The 17,090-nt window shown below is 33.1% G+C and carries 15 protein-coding genes; 8 read left to right on the top strand and 7 right to left on the bottom strand.

All coding sequences use genetic code 11. The features are described from left to right. Positions 1-120: 120 nt before the first annotated feature. From Dongsha4_RS04775 to Dongsha4_RS04765, 3 genes are all read left to right on the top strand, one after another. Positions 121-846 (top strand): response regulator, encoded by a 726-nt coding sequence (locus tag Dongsha4_RS04775; protein WP_330204588.1) that lies wholly within the window; start codon positions 121-123, stop codon positions 844-846. A 264-nt stretch (positions 847-1,110) separates the two neighbouring features. Beyond that, a complete protein-coding gene (locus Dongsha4_RS04770; protein WP_330204587.1) occupies positions 1,111-1,938 on the top strand; it encodes an ABC transporter permease in 828 nt (275 codons plus the stop codon). 72 nt (positions 1,939-2,010) lie between these two features. After that, positions 2,011-2,781: an ABC transporter ATP-binding protein gene (locus Dongsha4_RS04765; RefSeq protein WP_330204586.1), complete on the top strand. Its 771-nt coding sequence runs from the start codon at positions 2,011-2,013 to the stop codon at positions 2,779-2,781. A 234-nt stretch (positions 2,782-3,015) separates the two neighbouring features. Here the strand turns inward: Dongsha4_RS04765 and ald are convergent, their stop codons facing one another. The 3 genes from ald to Dongsha4_RS04750 form a co-directional block, all read right to left on the bottom strand. Next, positions 3,016-4,104, bottom strand: coding sequence for an alanine dehydrogenase (ald, locus tag Dongsha4_RS04760; protein ID WP_330204585.1), 1,089 nt, complete (start codon positions 4,102-4,104; stop codon positions 3,016-3,018). Between the two features lie 125 nt (positions 4,105-4,229). Next, a complete protein-coding gene (locus Dongsha4_RS04755; protein WP_330204584.1) occupies positions 4,230-4,448 on the bottom strand; it encodes a hypothetical protein in 219 nt (72 codons plus the stop codon). Between the two features lie 693 nt (positions 4,449-5,141). Beyond that, on the bottom strand, positions 5,142-5,609 hold the full coding sequence (locus Dongsha4_RS04750; RefSeq protein ID WP_330204583.1) for an NAD(P)H-quinone oxidoreductase subunit N: 468 nt from the start codon (positions 5,607-5,609) through the stop codon (positions 5,142-5,144). Between the two features lie 317 nt (positions 5,610-5,926). Between Dongsha4_RS04750 and Dongsha4_RS04745 the strand changes: the two genes are divergently transcribed. Together Dongsha4_RS04745 and Dongsha4_RS04740 are read left to right on the top strand one after the other, a co-directional pair. Continuing rightward, positions 5,927-7,675 (top strand): ABC transporter ATP-binding protein, encoded by a 1,749-nt coding sequence (locus Dongsha4_RS04745; protein WP_330204582.1) that lies wholly within the window; start codon positions 5,927-5,929, stop codon positions 7,673-7,675. Positions 7,676-7,686: 11 nt separating this feature from the next. After that, a complete protein-coding gene (locus tag Dongsha4_RS04740) occupies positions 7,687-8,442 on the top strand; it encodes a sulfite exporter TauE/SafE family protein (protein WP_330204581.1) in 756 nt (251 codons plus the stop codon). 221 nt (positions 8,443-8,663) lie between these two features. Here the strand turns inward: Dongsha4_RS04740 and Dongsha4_RS04735 are convergent, their stop codons facing one another. Together Dongsha4_RS04735 and Dongsha4_RS04730 are read right to left on the bottom strand one after the other, a co-directional pair. After that, complete coding sequence (locus tag Dongsha4_RS04735) at positions 8,664-9,422, bottom strand: ABC transporter ATP-binding protein (RefSeq protein WP_330204580.1); 759 nt, start codon at positions 9,420-9,422, stop codon at positions 8,664-8,666. 82 nt (positions 9,423-9,504) lie between these two features. Beyond that, the gene (locus tag Dongsha4_RS04730; protein WP_330204579.1) at positions 9,505-10,527 is read right to left on the bottom strand and encodes a metal ABC transporter solute-binding protein, Zn/Mn family; all 1,023 of its coding nucleotides are present in this window, start codon (positions 10,525-10,527) and stop codon (positions 9,505-9,507) included. A 373-nt stretch (positions 10,528-10,900) separates the two neighbouring features. Here Dongsha4_RS04730 and Dongsha4_RS04725 point away from each other — a divergent pair, with 373 nt between their 5' ends. Continuing rightward, complete coding sequence (locus Dongsha4_RS04725; protein ID WP_330204578.1) at positions 10,901-11,665, top strand: NUDIX hydrolase; 765 nt, start codon at positions 10,901-10,903, stop codon at positions 11,663-11,665. A gap of 22 nt (positions 11,666-11,687) precedes the next feature. Here Dongsha4_RS04725 and Dongsha4_RS04720 read toward each other — a convergent pair whose 3' ends face one another. Both Dongsha4_RS04720 and Dongsha4_RS04715 read right to left on the bottom strand, forming a co-directional pair. Then, the gene (locus Dongsha4_RS04720; protein ID WP_330204577.1) at positions 11,688-13,421 is read right to left on the bottom strand and encodes a serine/threonine protein kinase; all 1,734 of its coding nucleotides are present in this window, start codon (positions 13,419-13,421) and stop codon (positions 11,688-11,690) included. Between the two features lie 142 nt (positions 13,422-13,563). After that, the gene (locus Dongsha4_RS04715) at positions 13,564-14,733 is read right to left on the bottom strand and encodes a transporter substrate-binding domain-containing protein (protein ID WP_330204576.1); all 1,170 of its coding nucleotides are present in this window, start codon (positions 14,731-14,733) and stop codon (positions 13,564-13,566) included. Between the two features lie 304 nt (positions 14,734-15,037). Here Dongsha4_RS04715 and Dongsha4_RS04710 point away from each other — a divergent pair, with 304 nt between their 5' ends. Both Dongsha4_RS04710 and Dongsha4_RS04705 read left to right on the top strand, forming a co-directional pair. Continuing rightward, positions 15,038-15,934, top strand: a complete 897-nt coding sequence (locus Dongsha4_RS04710; protein WP_330204575.1) for a hypothetical protein — start codon at positions 15,038-15,040, stop codon at positions 15,932-15,934. A gap of 132 nt (positions 15,935-16,066) precedes the next feature. Beyond that, positions 16,067-17,059, top strand: a complete 993-nt coding sequence (locus Dongsha4_RS04705; protein WP_330204574.1) for a hypothetical protein — start codon at positions 16,067-16,069, stop codon at positions 17,057-17,059. The last annotated feature ends 31 nt before the right edge of the window (positions 17,060-17,090 follow it).

Genomic DNA, 17,090 nt, shown 5'->3' with positions numbered 1-17,090 from the left:
AGATTAAGAAAAGATCTAAAAATCATCAAAGAATTTATGTAATAATATTAAAAACCCTTAAAAATAGAATTATCATTTAATACGTATTAATTTTATTAACAAACATAAATTTAAAGATTAATGGTTAAAATTTTAGTCATCGAAGATGAAAAAGAAATTAGAGAAAATATCCTGCAAATATTGAGATTGAATAATTATGAAGCCACAGGAGTAGAAAACGGAAAATTAGGTTGGGAAGTAGCCAGAGAAAATCCCCCAGACTTAGTTATCTGCGATATTATGATGCCAGAGATGGACGGCTATCAATTTATCGAAAGACTGAGAATAGACGAAAAAACCCTAATGACTCCCTGCATCTTTGTTACAGCTAAAGTCGATAAAAAAGACATTCGTATGGGCATGAGATTGGGGGCAGACGACTATTTAACCAAGCCCTTTACCCCTGATGAATTACTAGAAGCAGTGGACGTGAGATTACAAAGAAAAAAAGAACTAGAGCAAGAATTTGACGCAAAACTAGAGAAAAACCGCAAATTAGTCCAAGATATTCTCGAAAAAATTAAGGAAAAAGATAAAAAAATCAAAAATAATGAAAATATGCTGGAACTAAAAGACGAAATCATTAGTAAACTCATTGTCAATATGAGCAATCCAGTTAACAACATGAATATGGCTATCAGAATGTTAGCAGACGCAGAATCTGAGGAAAAACGCCAATCCTACCTAAGAATATTACAAGAAGAATGCTCAAAAGAAATAGGCTTGTTAAACGAAATCAAAGAATTACAAAAAATTCTGACCCCTGAAAATATATCTGTGTTGCTACAATTTAACCTACTTAAGTAACTGAAATTAACCTCAGTTCAATATTGTAAGAATATCAGATTTGAATAGGTATCAGGTGTCAGGGGATTGGGGTATGAGGGAGAAATTAATTCTTAAAGTGCTGAAGTTACTAATTACTAATTGTTTATTACCTTTGCCCCTTGCCCTTTTAACTTTGCTCTTTGCTTATCACAACCCAAAAATTTCATATCGAGGGGAGGTAACTCTAGGATACAATAGACCTATTCCAAAGGGAGTTACTCAATTGATGTGTTGTTATTGTCTATGATTTTAGCGGGAAAGAAAAAGATTAAAGAAAAAGAGCAGTCAGTGTTTTGGCGAAATTTTCATCGTTATTGGGATTTACTTTCCGTCTTAGTACCACAAAATCTTAATACTCGTTATCGTGGTTCTTATTTGGGTGTGTATTGGTCATTGTTAAATCCTATTATTATGACAGGATTATATACTACTATTTTTGGTTCGACTTTTGCTTCTTACTACAATGACTCGTTAATTAGTTATATTTTAGCGGCTTTCACAGGTTTATTAGTCATCAACTTTTATAATTCTTCCACTACACAGGCGCTCAGTAGTATTGTTGTTAATGGAGATTTACTGAATAAAATTAAATTACCTATTCCCGTTTTTCCTCTGTCAATGATTGCGGCGAATATTTTTCAATTTATGATTAGTTCTTTTCCTTTACTAGCCATAGTAACTCTTATTAATAGCAAAAACCCTCTATATATATTCTTATTATTAATTCCCTTCTTTTCTTTAGTTTTGGTGTGTACAGGAGTAGGTTTATTTGTTAGTGCTTTATTTGTTTTCTTTCGAGATTTAGGCTACTTCTATGAAATTACTACTTTCGTTATGTGGATTACCAGTCCCGTTTTTTATCCTGCGGAAATCGTACCACCCAGAATTCAACCTATCCTTGGCTTAAATCCCTTAGTATCAATTATTGAAAGTTTAAGAGATATTAGCCTCATGGGAAATATACCCAGTGCTATGTTATTGTTTAAAGGAATTTTAGCAGGAGTTATTATTCTAACTTTAGGAATTTTGTTTTTCCGAAAATTTGAATCTGCTTTTATGGATTTGTTATAAAACTAATTGATTTTATTGATATTTTAATTATTCGATATTACTTAAATAAATTAATATTTTATTAAATAAAAAATGACTCAAGAAGTTATTAGATTAGATCAAGTTTCTTTGTGGCGTAGAACCCAAGAGGAATTTTCTTATGATTTGAAAAGAACTATTTTTTCTTTTTTACAAGGGAAACATATTAAACCCGCTAAAAAACAGGTTTTGCAAGATGTTGACTTTTCTGTTAGTGCTGGAGAAAAAATCGGGATAATTGGCTCTAATGGTGCAGGGAAATCAACTCTTTTAAAGGTAATTTGTGGTATTTTACCACCCACAGAAGGAAGTGTTCGAGTTAGGGGAAGAATTGCCCCTTTAATTGAGTTAGGAGCTGGTTTTAACATGGAAATGTCGGTGCGAGATAATATTATTCTTTATGGAGTTTTGCTTGGTTATCGTAAGGAAGACATGAAGGGGCGTATTCGGGAAATTTTGGAGTTTGCGGAGTTAGAAGACTATGCAGAAATACCTGTTAAAGCCTTATCTTCTGGTATGAAAGCTCGTTTAGGTTTTTCTGTAGCGACGGATGTTGAGCCTGATATTCTCATTTTAGATGAGGTTTTATCTGTGGGAGATGCTCGTTTTACCCAAAAGTCAAGGCAAAGAATTCAAGATTTGTGGGAAAAAAGTAGCACTATTTTATTTGTTTCTCATAGTTTAGACTATGTCCAAGATTTGTGCGATCGCAGTATTTGGTTAAATAAAGGACAAGTTGCCTTTGCAGGGGATACGGAAGAAGCTATTAAGCGTTACCTAGATTATGTTGGTATTAAAGAGTATATTGCCCCCCCCGTTAATTAACTTTGTTTTGGTGTTAAAGATAGGGTTAGGGAATAGGTGTCGGGTTTCAGGTGTCAGGTTTCAGGTTTGATTTTCTGAATGTTGGTTCGTTACTCAAACGATTAAAAAGAGAAAATCGATTTATGAGTTTTTTTCTCGAAATCTGTTAATTTTAACTCCGAACCCTGAACTCCTAACTCAAATGATTGCCCCTTGCCCTTTTTACCTTAACCGACCAGTTAAAGTATAGTCTGATTAGGTCGTGACTAAATCAGGAAAAACTTGTTGTACCGCAGGATGCACTAAACGATGGTATTGTATATTCAACCCTTGTGCTAGGCTGGGATCTTGTTTTAAAGCCCCGATACCTTGATTTGCTAATTTAACAATATAGGGTAAAGTATTGTTATTTAAGGCTTGAGTTGCCGTGCGAGGTACTGCACCGGGTAAATTGGGAATACCTAAATGAATTATTCCTTCTTCTTCATAACTAGGTTGACTATGGGATGTTGTGCGTAAAGTTTCAATACAACCACCTTGATCCACCGCTACATCAAGAATAACCGAGCCGGGGGACATTTGTTTAACTAAATCCCGTGAAACCAGAATAGGTGCTTTTCTACCTGTAATTAACACAGCTCCAATTAATAAATCAGCATGAGGCACAACTTGGGCTATGTGTTGGGAATTACTGTAAAGTAGTTCAACTCTTGAACCAAATAGAGTTTCTAAGTAAGAAAGACGATCAATATTCACATCTAAAATAGTTACTTTTGCCCCCATTCCTACTGCTATTTTCGCCGCTTCTGTGCCAACGATGCCTCCTCCAAGAATGACAACATTGCCTTGAGTAACCCCCGGCATTCCCCCTAATAGAATCCCTTTACCGCCCTGCTGTTTTTCTAAATATCTCGCACCAATTTGCACAGAGAGTCGCCCTGCGATAATACTCATGGGTGTTAAAAGAGGTAGTCTGCCATCTGCTAATTGTACTGTTTCATATGCGATCGCAGTTACGCCACTTTTAATTAAAAATTCTGTTAAGATGCGATCGGCGGCTAAGTGAAGATATGTAAATAATATTTGTCCCTGATTAATATATTGATATTCTTCTGATAGAGGTTCTTTGACTTTAATAATTAATTCTTGATTCCATGCAGTGCTTTGATCAACGATATTTGCCCCTATACTTTCATAATCTTGATTAGTAAAACCAGAACCGAGACCTGCATTATCTTCGATAAATACTTGGTGATTCTGTTCAATCAGAACTTTTGCACTAGCAGGAGTTAAACCGACTCGAAACTCTCGATCTTTTATTTCTTTAGGGACACCGATTTTCATCTTAACCTCTTAAGTCATTATCCTTGATAAATTATAAGGTAATTGGGCTTTGATGAAAAAATGTTTGGATAATCGCGGATGCTAGGATGATTAGTTTTAAGGGATATTCCTAATTTTCAGACTTGTTAGTAGATATGAAATTCCTTCACTTCAAGGATTTGCCCCACCATTGCAATAGTCATAACATCGCTTCTAATATTACCTTTTATTTCTACCTTTAATCCTTCTTGACGCAAATTTTCTGAAGGCTTATACAACTCATAGGTTTCTCCTGTGTCGCTTACTAAAACCCATGTGCCAGATGCGATCGCACGATATTGAATTTCACCTTTAACCGTAATCATAAAAAACCTCTCATAACAACAACAGTAGCCCGAAAGTTGACCCGTCCTTTTTTTGCTTTCTATCCTTGGTGATAATATTCAGAGAGATAACAACTATACGTTCTAGCTTATCATCTTACTCCCTTAAAGCCACATTTTAGAAAACTCAAGACTCTGGTACTGGCTACTGCTATTGATTTTATGGACAACGTAACTTACCGTAAACAGCTTAATTAACCTCCTTATTTTTAGACTATATTTTCTACCTTAAATTAACACTATATAGAGTTGCACTAAGTAGTCAATTATTTAACTTTGACCATCGATTAGTTCCCTTGCTCTCATTACTAATAGGTCAGAAAATCTCGAACAGAATACAAGCTGTTTCGGATTGCAAAAGACAAAGATTTAATCTTGTTTTCAGCCTTTTTACCTCAATTTATTCAAAGTTTACAATGAGCTGTTTTGTCTTTCGAGTAGAAATCTTTATCTGATTTCTATATGAATAATATAACAATATTTTCTAGGTTAATGAGTGATTAATTTACAAAACTTTACCTTTTTTTAACCCAGAAAAATAAAATCACCTGAGTGAGGAGTTCAGAAAGAGGTATCAGGTGTTAGGTTTCATGTTTTTTTATGATCAATTATGAAGAACCATTCACCCTTAACCTTTTGTCTTTTCCTAATTGCTAATTGCTAATTGTTAAATATTTAAAATGCTTCGGATAAAGATTGCCAACGGAAGAAGCGATCGCCACCTAACTCCAATACTACTTTAATTTTTGGTTCTTGTTTCGTTAAATCAACTAGATACTGTTTTTCTTGATTAGAAAGCACAAAACCCTCAATAATCCACAAAACTAAACCTTTAGCCTTAGCAGGTAAATTTTCTAACTGATAACCCGCAATAGGTGGTACAAAATAAGTAGGTCCTACCGCTCCCTCTTGTCCGATATTTTTCTTTCCTAAATGAGGAGGGCGCACCCCATGAACATTCATCAAATAAGCACTTAAATCTCCTAAACCCCTAGCAGAAAGATTAAAAGTTTGATAACCATAGCTTCTTAACCTTCTCTGGTAACGTCCTTCAAAACCGCCCTCTAAAGGAGCATAAACTGCAACAGAACCAGATTTTTCTAAATCTTTAATAAATGCTTTTCCAGTGGTCAATAATGGCATAATTTTTACTTATTTTGAATATGAAAAGATTTAATTTAGTCCAACAGACATTTAAGTCTTTGATCATAAAGTTATATTACCACTGTTTTTTCTTTCATAAGATCTCTATACTTCTGAATGGGGATTGGGGGGAAATGAGTTAGGAGTTAGGAGTTAGGAGTTAGGGGTTTTTAATTCTTAACTATTTACCCTTGCCCTTTTACCTTTGCCCCTAGCCCTTTGCCCTTTTCAAATCCATTCACCCCAACACTATGATGAAACTTCAATGCAGACTGGCTTATCATATAAAAATGAAGAAAAAATAAAGATGGTAAAGCATGGCTAAGGCTAATCGATTATCAAAGTTAATATCATATTTAAAACCTCATTTAAAAAGTTTATATTGGGGCATTTCCGCTTTATTTGTTGTCAATGTCATTGGTGTTTATATTCCTTGGTTGATTAGGGATATTTTCGATGATTTACAAGCTAATTTTGACTTTAATCGTCTTGTTAGTTATGTGGTCATTTTGTTCGTTTTAGCCTGTATAATGTGGGCGATTCGTATGGCTTCCCGTGTGCTTATTTTTGGTATTGGCAGACAGGTAGAGTTTGATTTAAAACAAAGAATTTTTGAACACCTTTTAAAACTAGAACCTGCTTACTTTAATACTAATACTTCTGGTGATTTAATTAACCGTGCTACCAGCGATGTGGACAATATTCGTCGTTTAGTTGGTTTTGCAATTTTAAGTTTAATTAATACTATTTTTGCCTATGGTTTGACTTTACCTGCCATGTTATTTATCAATGTTAAATTAAGTTTAATGGCATTGGCTATTTATCCTTTAATGTTAGTCACAGTACAGTTATTTAGTGATAAATTAAGAGTTGATCAAGCTGAAGTACAAGAGAAACTATCGGATATTAGTGAGTTAATTCAGGAAGATATGAGCGGTATTTCTCTGATTAAAATTTATGCTCAAGAAGATAATGAAAGAAGGGCTTTTTCTCAAAAAAATCAACGTCTCCTTAAGGCTAATTTAAGTTTAGCAAGAACTCGCAATTTACTGTTTCCTATTATTGGTGGTATTGCCAATATTAGTTTATTAGTTTTACTATGGTTTGGCACTTCTGATATTGAAAAAGGTTTAATTACTGTTGGAGATTTTATTGCTTTAATTATTTATGTAGAAAGGTTAGTTTTCCCTACTGCCTTACTTGGTTTTACTATTACTACTTATCAACGGGGTGAGGTTAGTATTGATAGGGTTGAAGCAATTATGGAAGTTGAACCCAAAATTAAAAATGATATTGATAATGTAAATTTATCCATAGATAATATCAAAGGGAATATTGAAGCTGTTAATTTAACTTATACTTATCCCAATGCTTTTCAACCTGCTTTAAATGGTTTGAATTTTCAAATTAATGCGGGTGAAACAGTGGCAATTGTGGGCTTAATTGGCTCAGGAAAATCTACTTTAGCTAATGCTATTCCTCGCTTAATTGATATTTCTCAAGGGCAGTTATTTTTGGATGGTGTCGATATTACTACCATTAATTTAACCGATTTGAGAGGTGCGATCGCATATGTGCCTCAAGATAGCTTCTTATTTTCCACTACTATTAAAAATAATATCGCCTATAGTGATCCTGTGGGTGAAATAACAGAGGTAGAATATGCGGCAAAACAAGCCCAAATTCACCCAGAAATTGTCAATTTTCCGCAAAAATACGATACTTTGGTGGGAGAAAGGGGAATTGCTTTATCTGGTGGCCAAAGACAGCGAAGCTCATTAGCTAGGGCTTTATACACGGATGCTCCCATTCTGATTTTAGATGATGCTCTGTCTAGTGTCGATAATAAGACTGCTACGCAAATTTTAGAAAATCTCAAGCAGGAGAAAAATAAAACTGTTATTTTCATCACCCATCAAATGTCGGCGGCTCAAAATGCCGATCGCATCTTAGTTATGGAAGATGGTAATATTGTACAAATAGGTAGCCATGAGCAACTATTGTCTCAAGAGGGTTTATATAAATCTCTGTGGCAAAAACATCAACTAGAAGAAATCTTGGCTTAATTTTATCAATTGTGACCTTATTTCAATTATTTTTTTTAGTCTTTATTTTTCTTGTCACAAGCATTATTGGGGTGGTGACGGGTAGTAATTCCCTCATTACCGTGCCTGTAATGTTAGAGTTTGGGATTTCTCCCCCAGATGCGATCGCAACTAATATGTTTGCACTAATTTTTATGAGTATTGGGGGAACAATACCTTTTTTGAAGGGAGATATTCTCAAACAGAGGCAAGATATACCTCTACTCTCAATTTTGACGGTTATTGGTTCAATTTTAGGAGCGTTATTAGTATTAATAATACCTGCTGAAACAATGCCTTTGCTGATTTCTGTCTTTATGATAGCCGTGTTAATTTTTTCTATAATTAACAAAAATAAAGGAGTAGAAAAACAGGAAAAATCTTCACCTTTAATGGAAAAAATAGGCTATTTTCTTACTTTCTTATTGGGAGTTTATGGTGGTTTTTTTAGTGGAGGTTATGTAACTACTTTAACCGCTACTTTTATCGGCTGTTTAAACATGACATTTGTAGAAGCAGTGGCAATTACAAAGGTTTTAAATATTTTTTCTTCCCTTATTGCTACAGCTATTTTTATGAGTCAAGGATTAGTTGATTATCAACTCGGTATTATTTTAGGAATAACTATGTTTTTTGGGGCTATTTTAGGAGCAAAATGGGCTTTAAAAATGAGTAATTTATGGTTAAGAAGAATCTTTATGATTACGGTAATTATTTTAGCTATCAGAAATATAATTGGTTGGTTTTAAATTAATCTCGATTAGGGGATTGGGGGGAAATGAGAGTTCGCTGCGCTCGTTCCGCAAAGCGTTACGGAGTTCGGAGTTCGGAGTTCGGAATTCGGAGTTCGGGGTTTTTAATTCTTAATTCTTAATTATTAAACCATTGCCCCTAACCTTATTCCCTATTCCTTATTTACCTTTGCCCTTTTCTCCATTACTCATAGATGAAAATTTATCCCTAACTCAGGTTATTTATGTTTCGGTAACACTCGATGGGGAATACCATGAGCAATTAAATCCACAGGGCATTGATAAGTTGCTTGAATCATTTCTGGGGTAATAAGTTTATCTTGGTGATAGTGTAGGCGACGATTTAAACAAGCAATGGTTTTTACATAGCTAGAAATTGCCGCTAAATCATGAGATATTAGTAATATGGTCATATATTCATTTAATTCTCTTAGTAACTCATAAATATTGTTTTGTACTTTTGAGTCAACATTAGCGGTAGGCTCATCTAATAGTAAAATATTCGGTTTAGTGGCTAAAGCACGGGCTATATATACTCTCTGTCTTTCTCCCCCTGATAATTCCCCTATAGGGCGCGATCGCAATTTTTCCATTCCTACCTGTTGAAGGCAATGGCTAACAATTTCTTCATCATAGTGATTGTAGGGTTTAAATAGATGTTTTGTCGATAGTCTGCCCATTCTTACTACATCTTCCACAAAAATAGGAAAGGTGCGATCGAACTCTAAGGCTTGAGGGACATAACCAATATATTTTCTACCTTTATTTAGAGGATAATTCATAACAGAAATTTCCCCTTGTTGGGGTTTGATTAATCCTAATAAAGTTTTTAATAAAGTAGTTTTTCCACCACCATTAGGCCCGATTATGCCGATAAAATCTTTTTCTTTTACCTCTAAATTAATATTCTCTAATACTAGATTTTTTCCATAACTAACATGAATATTTTTTAATTTGATGACACATTCATTGAGCATATATTTATGAGTAGAAAATCAGATATAAATAACTATTTTTATTTTCCCAAATCTAATTTATTCTTTATAGAATTATTCAGTACTAATTAGTATTTTTTGTCATAGCTTTCGCTAATTTGTCCGCAGTAGATAACATATTCTCAGACCAATTTTGAGCTAAATCATCTAATAAAACGATTTCCGCCCCAATTTCTTTAGCAAATATTTCCATGGTTTTATTATTAAATTGAGGTTGAGCAAATACCGTATTAACTTTTTCTGCTTTTGCTTGTTTGATTAAATTACTTAACTCCTGAGAAGTGACTTCTTGCCCTTCAAATTCTAATGGTATTTGTTGTAAATTATATTCTTGAGCAAAGTATCCCCATGCAGGATGATAAATGAAAAAAGTTCTATTATTAATTGGTGCTAATTTTTCTTTTATTTTTTGGTCAATACTATCAATTTCCGCTAAAAACTTGGTTAAATTTTCTTGATATATTTGCTGATTTTCTGGATTTATTTTAACTAAACCTTGATAAATATTCTCTGCCTGAATTTTAGCTAATTTTGGAGATAGCCAAATATGGGGATCTGGACTACTCGTTTCTGATGTATGATTATTTTTATTATGTTCATCATCTTCATTGTGTTCATCTTCATGATTATGATTATCATTTTCATGACTGTGATCATGATCGTGACCGACTAAAGGTATTTTATCAATGCCTTCTCCAGAATTAATCATGACAATTTGAGAGTTGGCTGTTGTGATTTTATTCAACCATACTTCTTCAAAAGGGACACCAATGGCAACATAAGCACTGGATTCGGCTAAACTGCTTAACTGTTGAGGTTGTGGCTCATAGGTATGAGGTTCTAATCCTGGTCCTATCATCACATTAACATTGACTAACTCGCCGCCAATTTTTTCAACAAAGTATTTCTGAGGAGGAATTGTAACGGTTATATTTAATTTTTCTTGATGATTTTCTGTTTGATTCTGATTTATTTCTGTCGTGTTTTCTTCCGTAGATGTTGATATTTTTTCTTGGTTACAAGCAACTAAATTAAAAATTGTTAAAATTAAGAATATTTTTAGTATGGGGTAACTAATTCTTTTCATAGTTTTCTGAATTAACCATAATAGAGAATTATATCCAAATTTACTTACTTTGTTTTGTTAGTCTGTTCACATGAGCGTTTATTCAGTTTTCACTCTTGGTAAATGAGAACGTTTTGTCGGATTTTATAGATACTTGTAGATATGTTTAAATTGATGATTAATTATTGAAAACAATATTGTTTAAACTTAATAATTATTGAAAAATAGAGTAAAATTTTTATTTTTTCACTAACACTATATAATGAAATTAAAATTAATTTTGTCTGATAAAACATATTTAATTAAACCTAAAATCAACCATCTGAAACCTGACACCTTTTTTTGAGATAATTTATCATATCCCAATTGAGAGAGTCATTTTTATTGAGAATAAATGAATAAAAATCAAAACTACAATTCAGAAACAGAGTTTTTTAAAAATTATGACCCTAGTAAATTCGATCGCCCTTCTACTTCTGTAGATACAGTCATCTTCACGGTTTTTGATTTGGCATTACAGGTTTTATTAGTAAAGCGAGGAGAATATCCTTTCAAGAATCAATGGACATTAGTAGGAGGATTTATCGATTTAGAAAATGATCAAACTTTAGAAGATACCGCCAAAAGAAAATTAGAGGAGAAAACTGGAGTAAAAACGCCCTATTTAGAGCAATGTTTTACTATTGGCAATAAAATACGAGATCCTAGAGGATGGTCTGTCACAACAGTTTATTTTGCCTTATTACCCTCAGAAAACATCCAATTAAAGACAGATTCCGACAATATAACTTCATCCTCGGTGAGTGCTGTTAAATGGTCTCCCATAAAAAATAACAAAATTAAAGAATCTCTAGCATTTGATCATAATTATATTCTGGAAAAAGCGATCGAACGTTTACGTAATAAAGTGCTATATACTTCCTTACCTGCCTATTTAATGCCAGAAAAATTCACCCTTAGAGATTTACAAACTGTATATGAAATCATACTCGATCGCACTTTAGAAAGCAAATCTTTTCGTCGTCGCATTGAAAGAGCGAATATTCTCGAACCCACAGGAGAAACCCGTCAAGATGTTAAACGCCCTGCCCAACTATATTGTTTAAAAGAAAATATTGATACCTACTTTTTTTTAAGAAATATAGAAGGAGCAACTTAAAACAAACAAAAATACTAATTTATTATTCAGGACATAAAGGACCTGGACAAAGAGGAATAACTTGATTATTATTAGTATTATTTTCGCATTGATCTAACAAATTTAAAGCATCTTTTTTCCATTTACTGCTTTCAGGAATAGGAGCTAATTTTTCCTCTACTAAAGACAATTCACTCTTAGTTTGACAAAGAATTTTAGCTTCTAAAAAAAGTTGTTCAGACCAATCATCAATAAATTGTCTTGCCCTTTCATAATCAGAAGAATTACGATTAATTTGTATAGCTATATTAATCGCCTCAGCAAAGTTACCATCTACTGCTTGAATTTCCCCTAAACCTAACCAACATTTCCCTAAAAATTCATCTGTTAAACTATTAGCAATAGGTAAAGATTGTACTGTATTTGAGTTAATTAATGCAATACATTCATCAAAATTTTCCTGCTCATAATAACTCTGAATTTCTGTAATTAAACTCTCTACTTTTTTTTGATATAAATAATTTTTTAGCCAAGAAAAAGAGAAAATTATTAAAATGCAAATAATAAAACTAATTAAAATTCCTTTAGGAGTCTTAATCTGACGAATTAAATTGAATTTATGCTCAGAATAAGGTAAGAAAGATGATGAATTATTGGTAGTATTATTACTAATTTCTTGTTGATTTTGACTTTCGATTCTGCTAGAAAAAGAGTTGCTTTCCTCTGATAAATATTCTTCTGCTAAAGGTAATAAAGATTTAATATCATCTTCACCATTAATTAACTCAGTATCATTAACTATAATTTCCTTTTCTTTTTGATGAAAATTATTTGAATTTACAAATTCTGTGGGATTAAGATAACTTGATTTACTATGATTTTCTTCCTGACTAAATTCCTCTTTTTCCGTTGGAATTATAATTTCAGTGGGGGTATAATGAGCAATATTTTCTGTTGAATAATCAAGAGATTTTTCTGAAACACTTTGGGGGAAAAACTTAGCTATATCCGCCATAACTTCTCGACAGTTGTTATATCGGTTTTGTGTTTGATAAGCAATCATTTTATCGATAATTTGAATAAAATTTGCTGTCAATGTTTCTCCTTCACTCCAAATTATTTTACCCGTGTCATCTTCCTCTAAACTAAGAATATTTTTTCCCGTAACTAGGCTAATGATTACCATACCTAAAGCATAAATATCACTACTAATCTTAATTTTGCCTCTAATTTGTTCAGGAGCGATATATAATTTATCTTCAAGAGTTACTGTTTCCATCAAAGACGATTTTAAATTGCTTAATTTACCATAATTGTTAATAAATATTTTTTGATTAGTGATGGTTAAGTTTTGAGGTTTAATTATTTGATGAATTAAGTTTTCACGATGAATTAAATCTAAACTCTCTAATAAATGGTAAAGATAATTAACAGCTTCTAATTCTGTCCATAATTGTCGATTATTGAGAGTTTCTTGAAGATTGTTTCCCTCAAATTTTTCATAAACAATAATTATTACTTTTTCTTCATCCAATACATCAACAAGAGAAGGAAATCTTTGATTATTTTCAGATTGTTTAGCGATATTTTTAATGAATTCTATTTTCTCTCTTATATGATTAATTTCTTCTGGGGTAATTAATGACAAATCCAATGACTGAAGTAGATATTTTTGATTATTTACAATATTGTTGACTAAATAAATCTTTTCCTCATTGAAATTCTCAAGAGTTTGAATTATTTGGTATTGACTATGAATAATTGTCTTATCTTTCATCGTGATAAATTATGAGGAATTAGTTATGGCAATCAAGAATGATTTTTGAGACATAAAACCTAAAACCTGCAACCTACAACCCGTTACCTGCCTTTATCAGATATTCTTAAGCAGAATTGAGTTTATATTAGTTAGCAACTTTTTAATCAGCACCAAACCATTGTTGATAAATACGCTCATAAGTGCCATCTTCTTTTAATTTAAGAATAGCTTGATTAATGGATTCTCGGTAAGGGCTATTAGATTGTAAAGCAATTCCGTAGCTTTGTCTCTCAAAAACTGAGCCAACAATTTTCACTTTCCCAGCACCATCACTGCGAGAATAGTAACGTAAAACTGGTGCATCATAGACAATCGCTTTTATCTTACCATCATCAAGGGCAAGGTAAGCATCCTCAATAGAATTAAATAAAACAACATAGCTTTTGGTTGAAGCCAAAAATTCTGCGGCAGTGGTATCTTTAACCGTGCCAACGGATTTGTTATATAAATCTTGAATGGTAGTAATGTTATTATCAAGTCTCTGCACTGTTAAAATTGAGCTTACTGAGGCGGTGAAATAGGAAATTAATAACACCCCCGTAAACATCCAAATTGTCGCTATAATTCTCCCCGCCTTTCCCGTTGGGGTTTTATCTCCATAGCCCACTGTCACAACGGTAACAACCGCCCACCAAAAAGCCTCCCAAATACCATCTTTATAATTTTCAGGAAACATTTGTGGATTATTTTTCCTCTCTAACCACCAAATTAGATGAGATGCGATCGCGATTACAATAAGTATTATGGCAACAGTACTCCAAAGAATAGGAGAAAAAATAAAAGCAAAGAAAAACTGCCAAGGATAAACCGTTTCCATCGGCACAAGAATTTGTAAACCAGATTCAAAAAAAGAGTGAGAAAAGTCAATATCTTTTTCCCTTGCCCAAGTAATAGTAATACCTGCCACTCCCACATCGGTATAACCATCAGTCACAGAATTAAGCAAATCAGAAATAGTTTTTTCCCCATAAATATTAAAATCGACATCCAACTCATTAGCGATTTCCTTCCACAAATCAATACTAAAACCGACAAACTGCCCATTTTCTTCAAAAGCAAAAGGAGGGAAAGACTTTGTTGCAACCCTTAACCTTTCCCTTTTCTTTTCAGCTATTATCTGCGACTCACTACTATTTATCTCCCTTAGAAAACTATTTTGCCCAATCATCTTGTTTGTTAACGCTTTTGCTTCTCCAACCCTTATACAAAGAAGAAAAAATAACACCAACTTAAGAAAAATTTGCTCAAGAAATTTAGGAGGAAAAAACATGACTGTAAAAAAAACTTAACAAAAAGTAAAATAATCCAAAAAAGTGCAATAAAAATTAATATAAACCTTAAAATTTTCTATGGTTTAATACGACACCTAAAAAAAAATTTAAAATATTACTGTATAAACAAATTATAACTATTCAATCACATAAAAATTAAGATACTGATTGTCAAGAATAAAAGTAACTGATAAGTTTGGAAAAAGTTTTTAAATAATCTAAATACAACCTTATTAAGTATAACTACCACTAACCAAAAATAAAAAATATTAATTAAAACTACCTTGCTATGGAGGAAAAATAATGGCGACAGACGAAATTAATGCCTTGATTGAGCAAGTAGATGAAAGGGCACAGGCTTTAATTTTAGAAGGAGAAAAATCTTTTACTCAAGTAGAAGAAATAGTTACAAAAGCTACAGAAATTGCTGAAAATTTATCTCAAGCAGGAGAAGAAGCCCAAGCTAAATGGGAAGCAATGATTAGTGAATTAGAAGAAGCCGAAAACACCCTTGAAACGGAATTAGAAAATACCAAGGGAATTATGGGAGAATTTGAAGGAAAAACCCATGAGGTTAATCAACAAATTACTCAACTAATGACAGATTTTCAAACCCGTTTACAAGATTTACTAGCCCGTAAACAGGAAATTACCGAAGAAATAGACTCTCAAACTGAAGAGAATAAATCAGGATTTGAGCAATATTCCCAAAATATACAACAAACTGAGGAGCAAATGGGAAGCTATCAAGAAGTGGTAAAAGGAAATATTGAAGAATTTAATGGTGCAGTGGATACCGCTACTGAAAGTTTCCAAACTCAAAAAGAAAACATCCTACAACAATTTAGCGATTTAGCTGAAGAGTTAAGCAATAAACTTGAGAGCTTACAATCTGAATTTGAAGATGTTGCAGAGCAAAGTAAATCCGGGGCAGAAAATCTCACTCAAAATTTAGAATCTCAAGCAGGAGACTTAATCAGTAATCTAACCTCTAAATTCACAGAAGAATTAATGGGAGATTTAACAGAATCTGCAGGAGGTTTAACGGATGCTTTAGGTTTTCTCAAAGACGCAGGAGAAGAATCGGGAGAATTACTCGATGGCGGTATCGGTGACATAGTTGATAAGGTTGACGAAGTTACTGATTTGATTGAGGATATTAAACCCGTTTTAGATGCGATTCAAACGGTTTTGGCTTAGTAATCTCAATTTATTTTATTTGGTGAAGACAAGCAAAAGTTTTATTTATCTTCAAACATGAATAGACAATTTAAGTTAAATAAATTTTGGCTTATCAAGTATTAACAAATTAGCACACAAAAGGGGAAAATCATGGCAGATGCACAAGTAATGGAGCAGAATATTGATGAGTCGGTGGAGAAGCTAGAAGAATTACTCACCGCCCTCGATTTAGCAAACAATCAGATGACGGAGTTTACTCAGCAATTAGAGGAAACTAATCAATCCTTAGATAATTGTTTGGAAGAAGTTACTAATAGTTTAGAAACAGCTAGTAGTGAATTTGAAAACTCCAAGAAGGAATTTACCGAAGACTCCGAAGCAATGATAACGGAGTTAACCGATTTACAATCCGCCCTCACTCAACTTCAGGTAAGGCTTGAGGAAATTAGTCAATCGGTGGAGGAAAAAGAGACGGAGGTAGAAACCGAAATTGATAATCAACAAGGGGAGTTAGACGACTTTTTTGCACAATTAACCCAAACTTTTGCTGATTTAGCTGAGGGGATTAGTAGTCTTGAAGATTCTCTTACTAACAGTAATAGCGAAGCAGAGGAGTTTTTTAACAGTTTCAGTGACAACACCAGTAATTTACAAGGTGATTTAGAAAGCACCCAAGAGGAAACAGAGGCTAAATTTGAAGAAACCGCTACTAATATTGGAGAAACTAATAAAGGAGAAATGGATTCTCTTTTAACTGATTTTAGTGGAAATCTTACGGGTGAGCAATTGAGCGAGTTAACCAGTCAACTGGAAAATTTAACTAGCAGTTTTGATGATTTACTCTCCTCCTTTGAAGATGAAAACATGAATTTAGCAGATGAGTTAAAAGAAAGACTCAACGAAATCATGACAAACTCTAGCGAATATGCAGGGCAAACCACTAAAGATGAATTAACACAAACTTTTGAACAAGCTATGGAAGATGCGGTGTCGTCTCTTGCTAGTGAAATGGTTGAGCAAATTTCCATGACTACCGTTGGTACTTCCGTTACCGCTAGTATAAGCCCTATCTTACCACAAATTGCGGCGGCGAAAATTGCGATCGGAGCTATTAATGCTGTGCTTGACGCATTTTCTCTCTAATTAATCATTAATTAATCATTAACAATTAATC

This window comes from Cyanobacterium sp. Dongsha4, from assembly GCF_036345015.1.
In the GTDB taxonomy this organism is placed as follows: domain Bacteria; phylum Cyanobacteriota; class Cyanobacteriia; order Cyanobacteriales; family Cyanobacteriaceae; genus PCC-10605.
Note: the sequence above shows the minus strand (reverse complement) of the source record. Positions and strands in the feature narration are given on the sequence as shown.

Coding starts and splice junctions, on each gene's coding strand:
- Dongsha4_RS04725 (WP_330204578.1), top strand. CDS start 10,901: ATGAATAAAAATCAAAACTACAATTCAGAAACAGAGTTTTTTAAAAAT.
- Dongsha4_RS04730 (WP_330204579.1), bottom strand. CDS start 10,527: ATGAAAAGAATTAGTTACCCCATACTAAAAATATTCTTAATTTTAACA.
- Dongsha4_RS04765 (WP_330204586.1), top strand. CDS start 2,011: ATGACTCAAGAAGTTATTAGATTAGATCAAGTTTCTTTGTGGCGTAGA.
- Dongsha4_RS04750 (WP_330204583.1), bottom strand. CDS start 5,609: ATGCCATTATTGACCACTGGAAAAGCATTTATTAAAGATTTAGAAAAA.
- Dongsha4_RS04710 (WP_330204575.1), top strand. CDS start 15,038: ATGGCGACAGACGAAATTAATGCCTTGATTGAGCAAGTAGATGAAAGG.
- Dongsha4_RS04775 (WP_330204588.1), top strand. CDS start 121: ATGGTTAAAATTTTAGTCATCGAAGATGAAAAAGAAATTAGAGAAAAT.
- Dongsha4_RS04745 (WP_330204582.1), top strand. CDS start 5,927: ATGGCTAAGGCTAATCGATTATCAAAGTTAATATCATATTTAAAACCT.
- Dongsha4_RS04735 (WP_330204580.1), bottom strand. CDS start 9,422: ATGCTCAATGAATGTGTCATCAAATTAAAAAATATTCATGTTAGTTAT.
- ald (WP_330204585.1), bottom strand. CDS start 4,104: ATGAAAATCGGTGTCCCTAAAGAAATAAAAGATCGAGAGTTTCGAGTC.
- Dongsha4_RS04755 (WP_330204584.1), bottom strand. CDS start 4,448: ATGATTACGGTTAAAGGTGAAATTCAATATCGTGCGATCGCATCTGGC.
- Dongsha4_RS04720 (WP_330204577.1), bottom strand. CDS start 13,421: ATGAAAGATAAGACAATTATTCATAGTCAATACCAAATAATTCAAACT.
- Dongsha4_RS04715 (WP_330204576.1), bottom strand. CDS start 14,733: ATGTTTTTTCCTCCTAAATTTCTTGAGCAAATTTTTCTTAAGTTGGTG.
- Dongsha4_RS04770 (WP_330204587.1), top strand. CDS start 1,111: ATGATTTTAGCGGGAAAGAAAAAGATTAAAGAAAAAGAGCAGTCAGTG.
- Dongsha4_RS04705 (WP_330204574.1), top strand. CDS start 16,067: ATGGCAGATGCACAAGTAATGGAGCAGAATATTGATGAGTCGGTGGAG.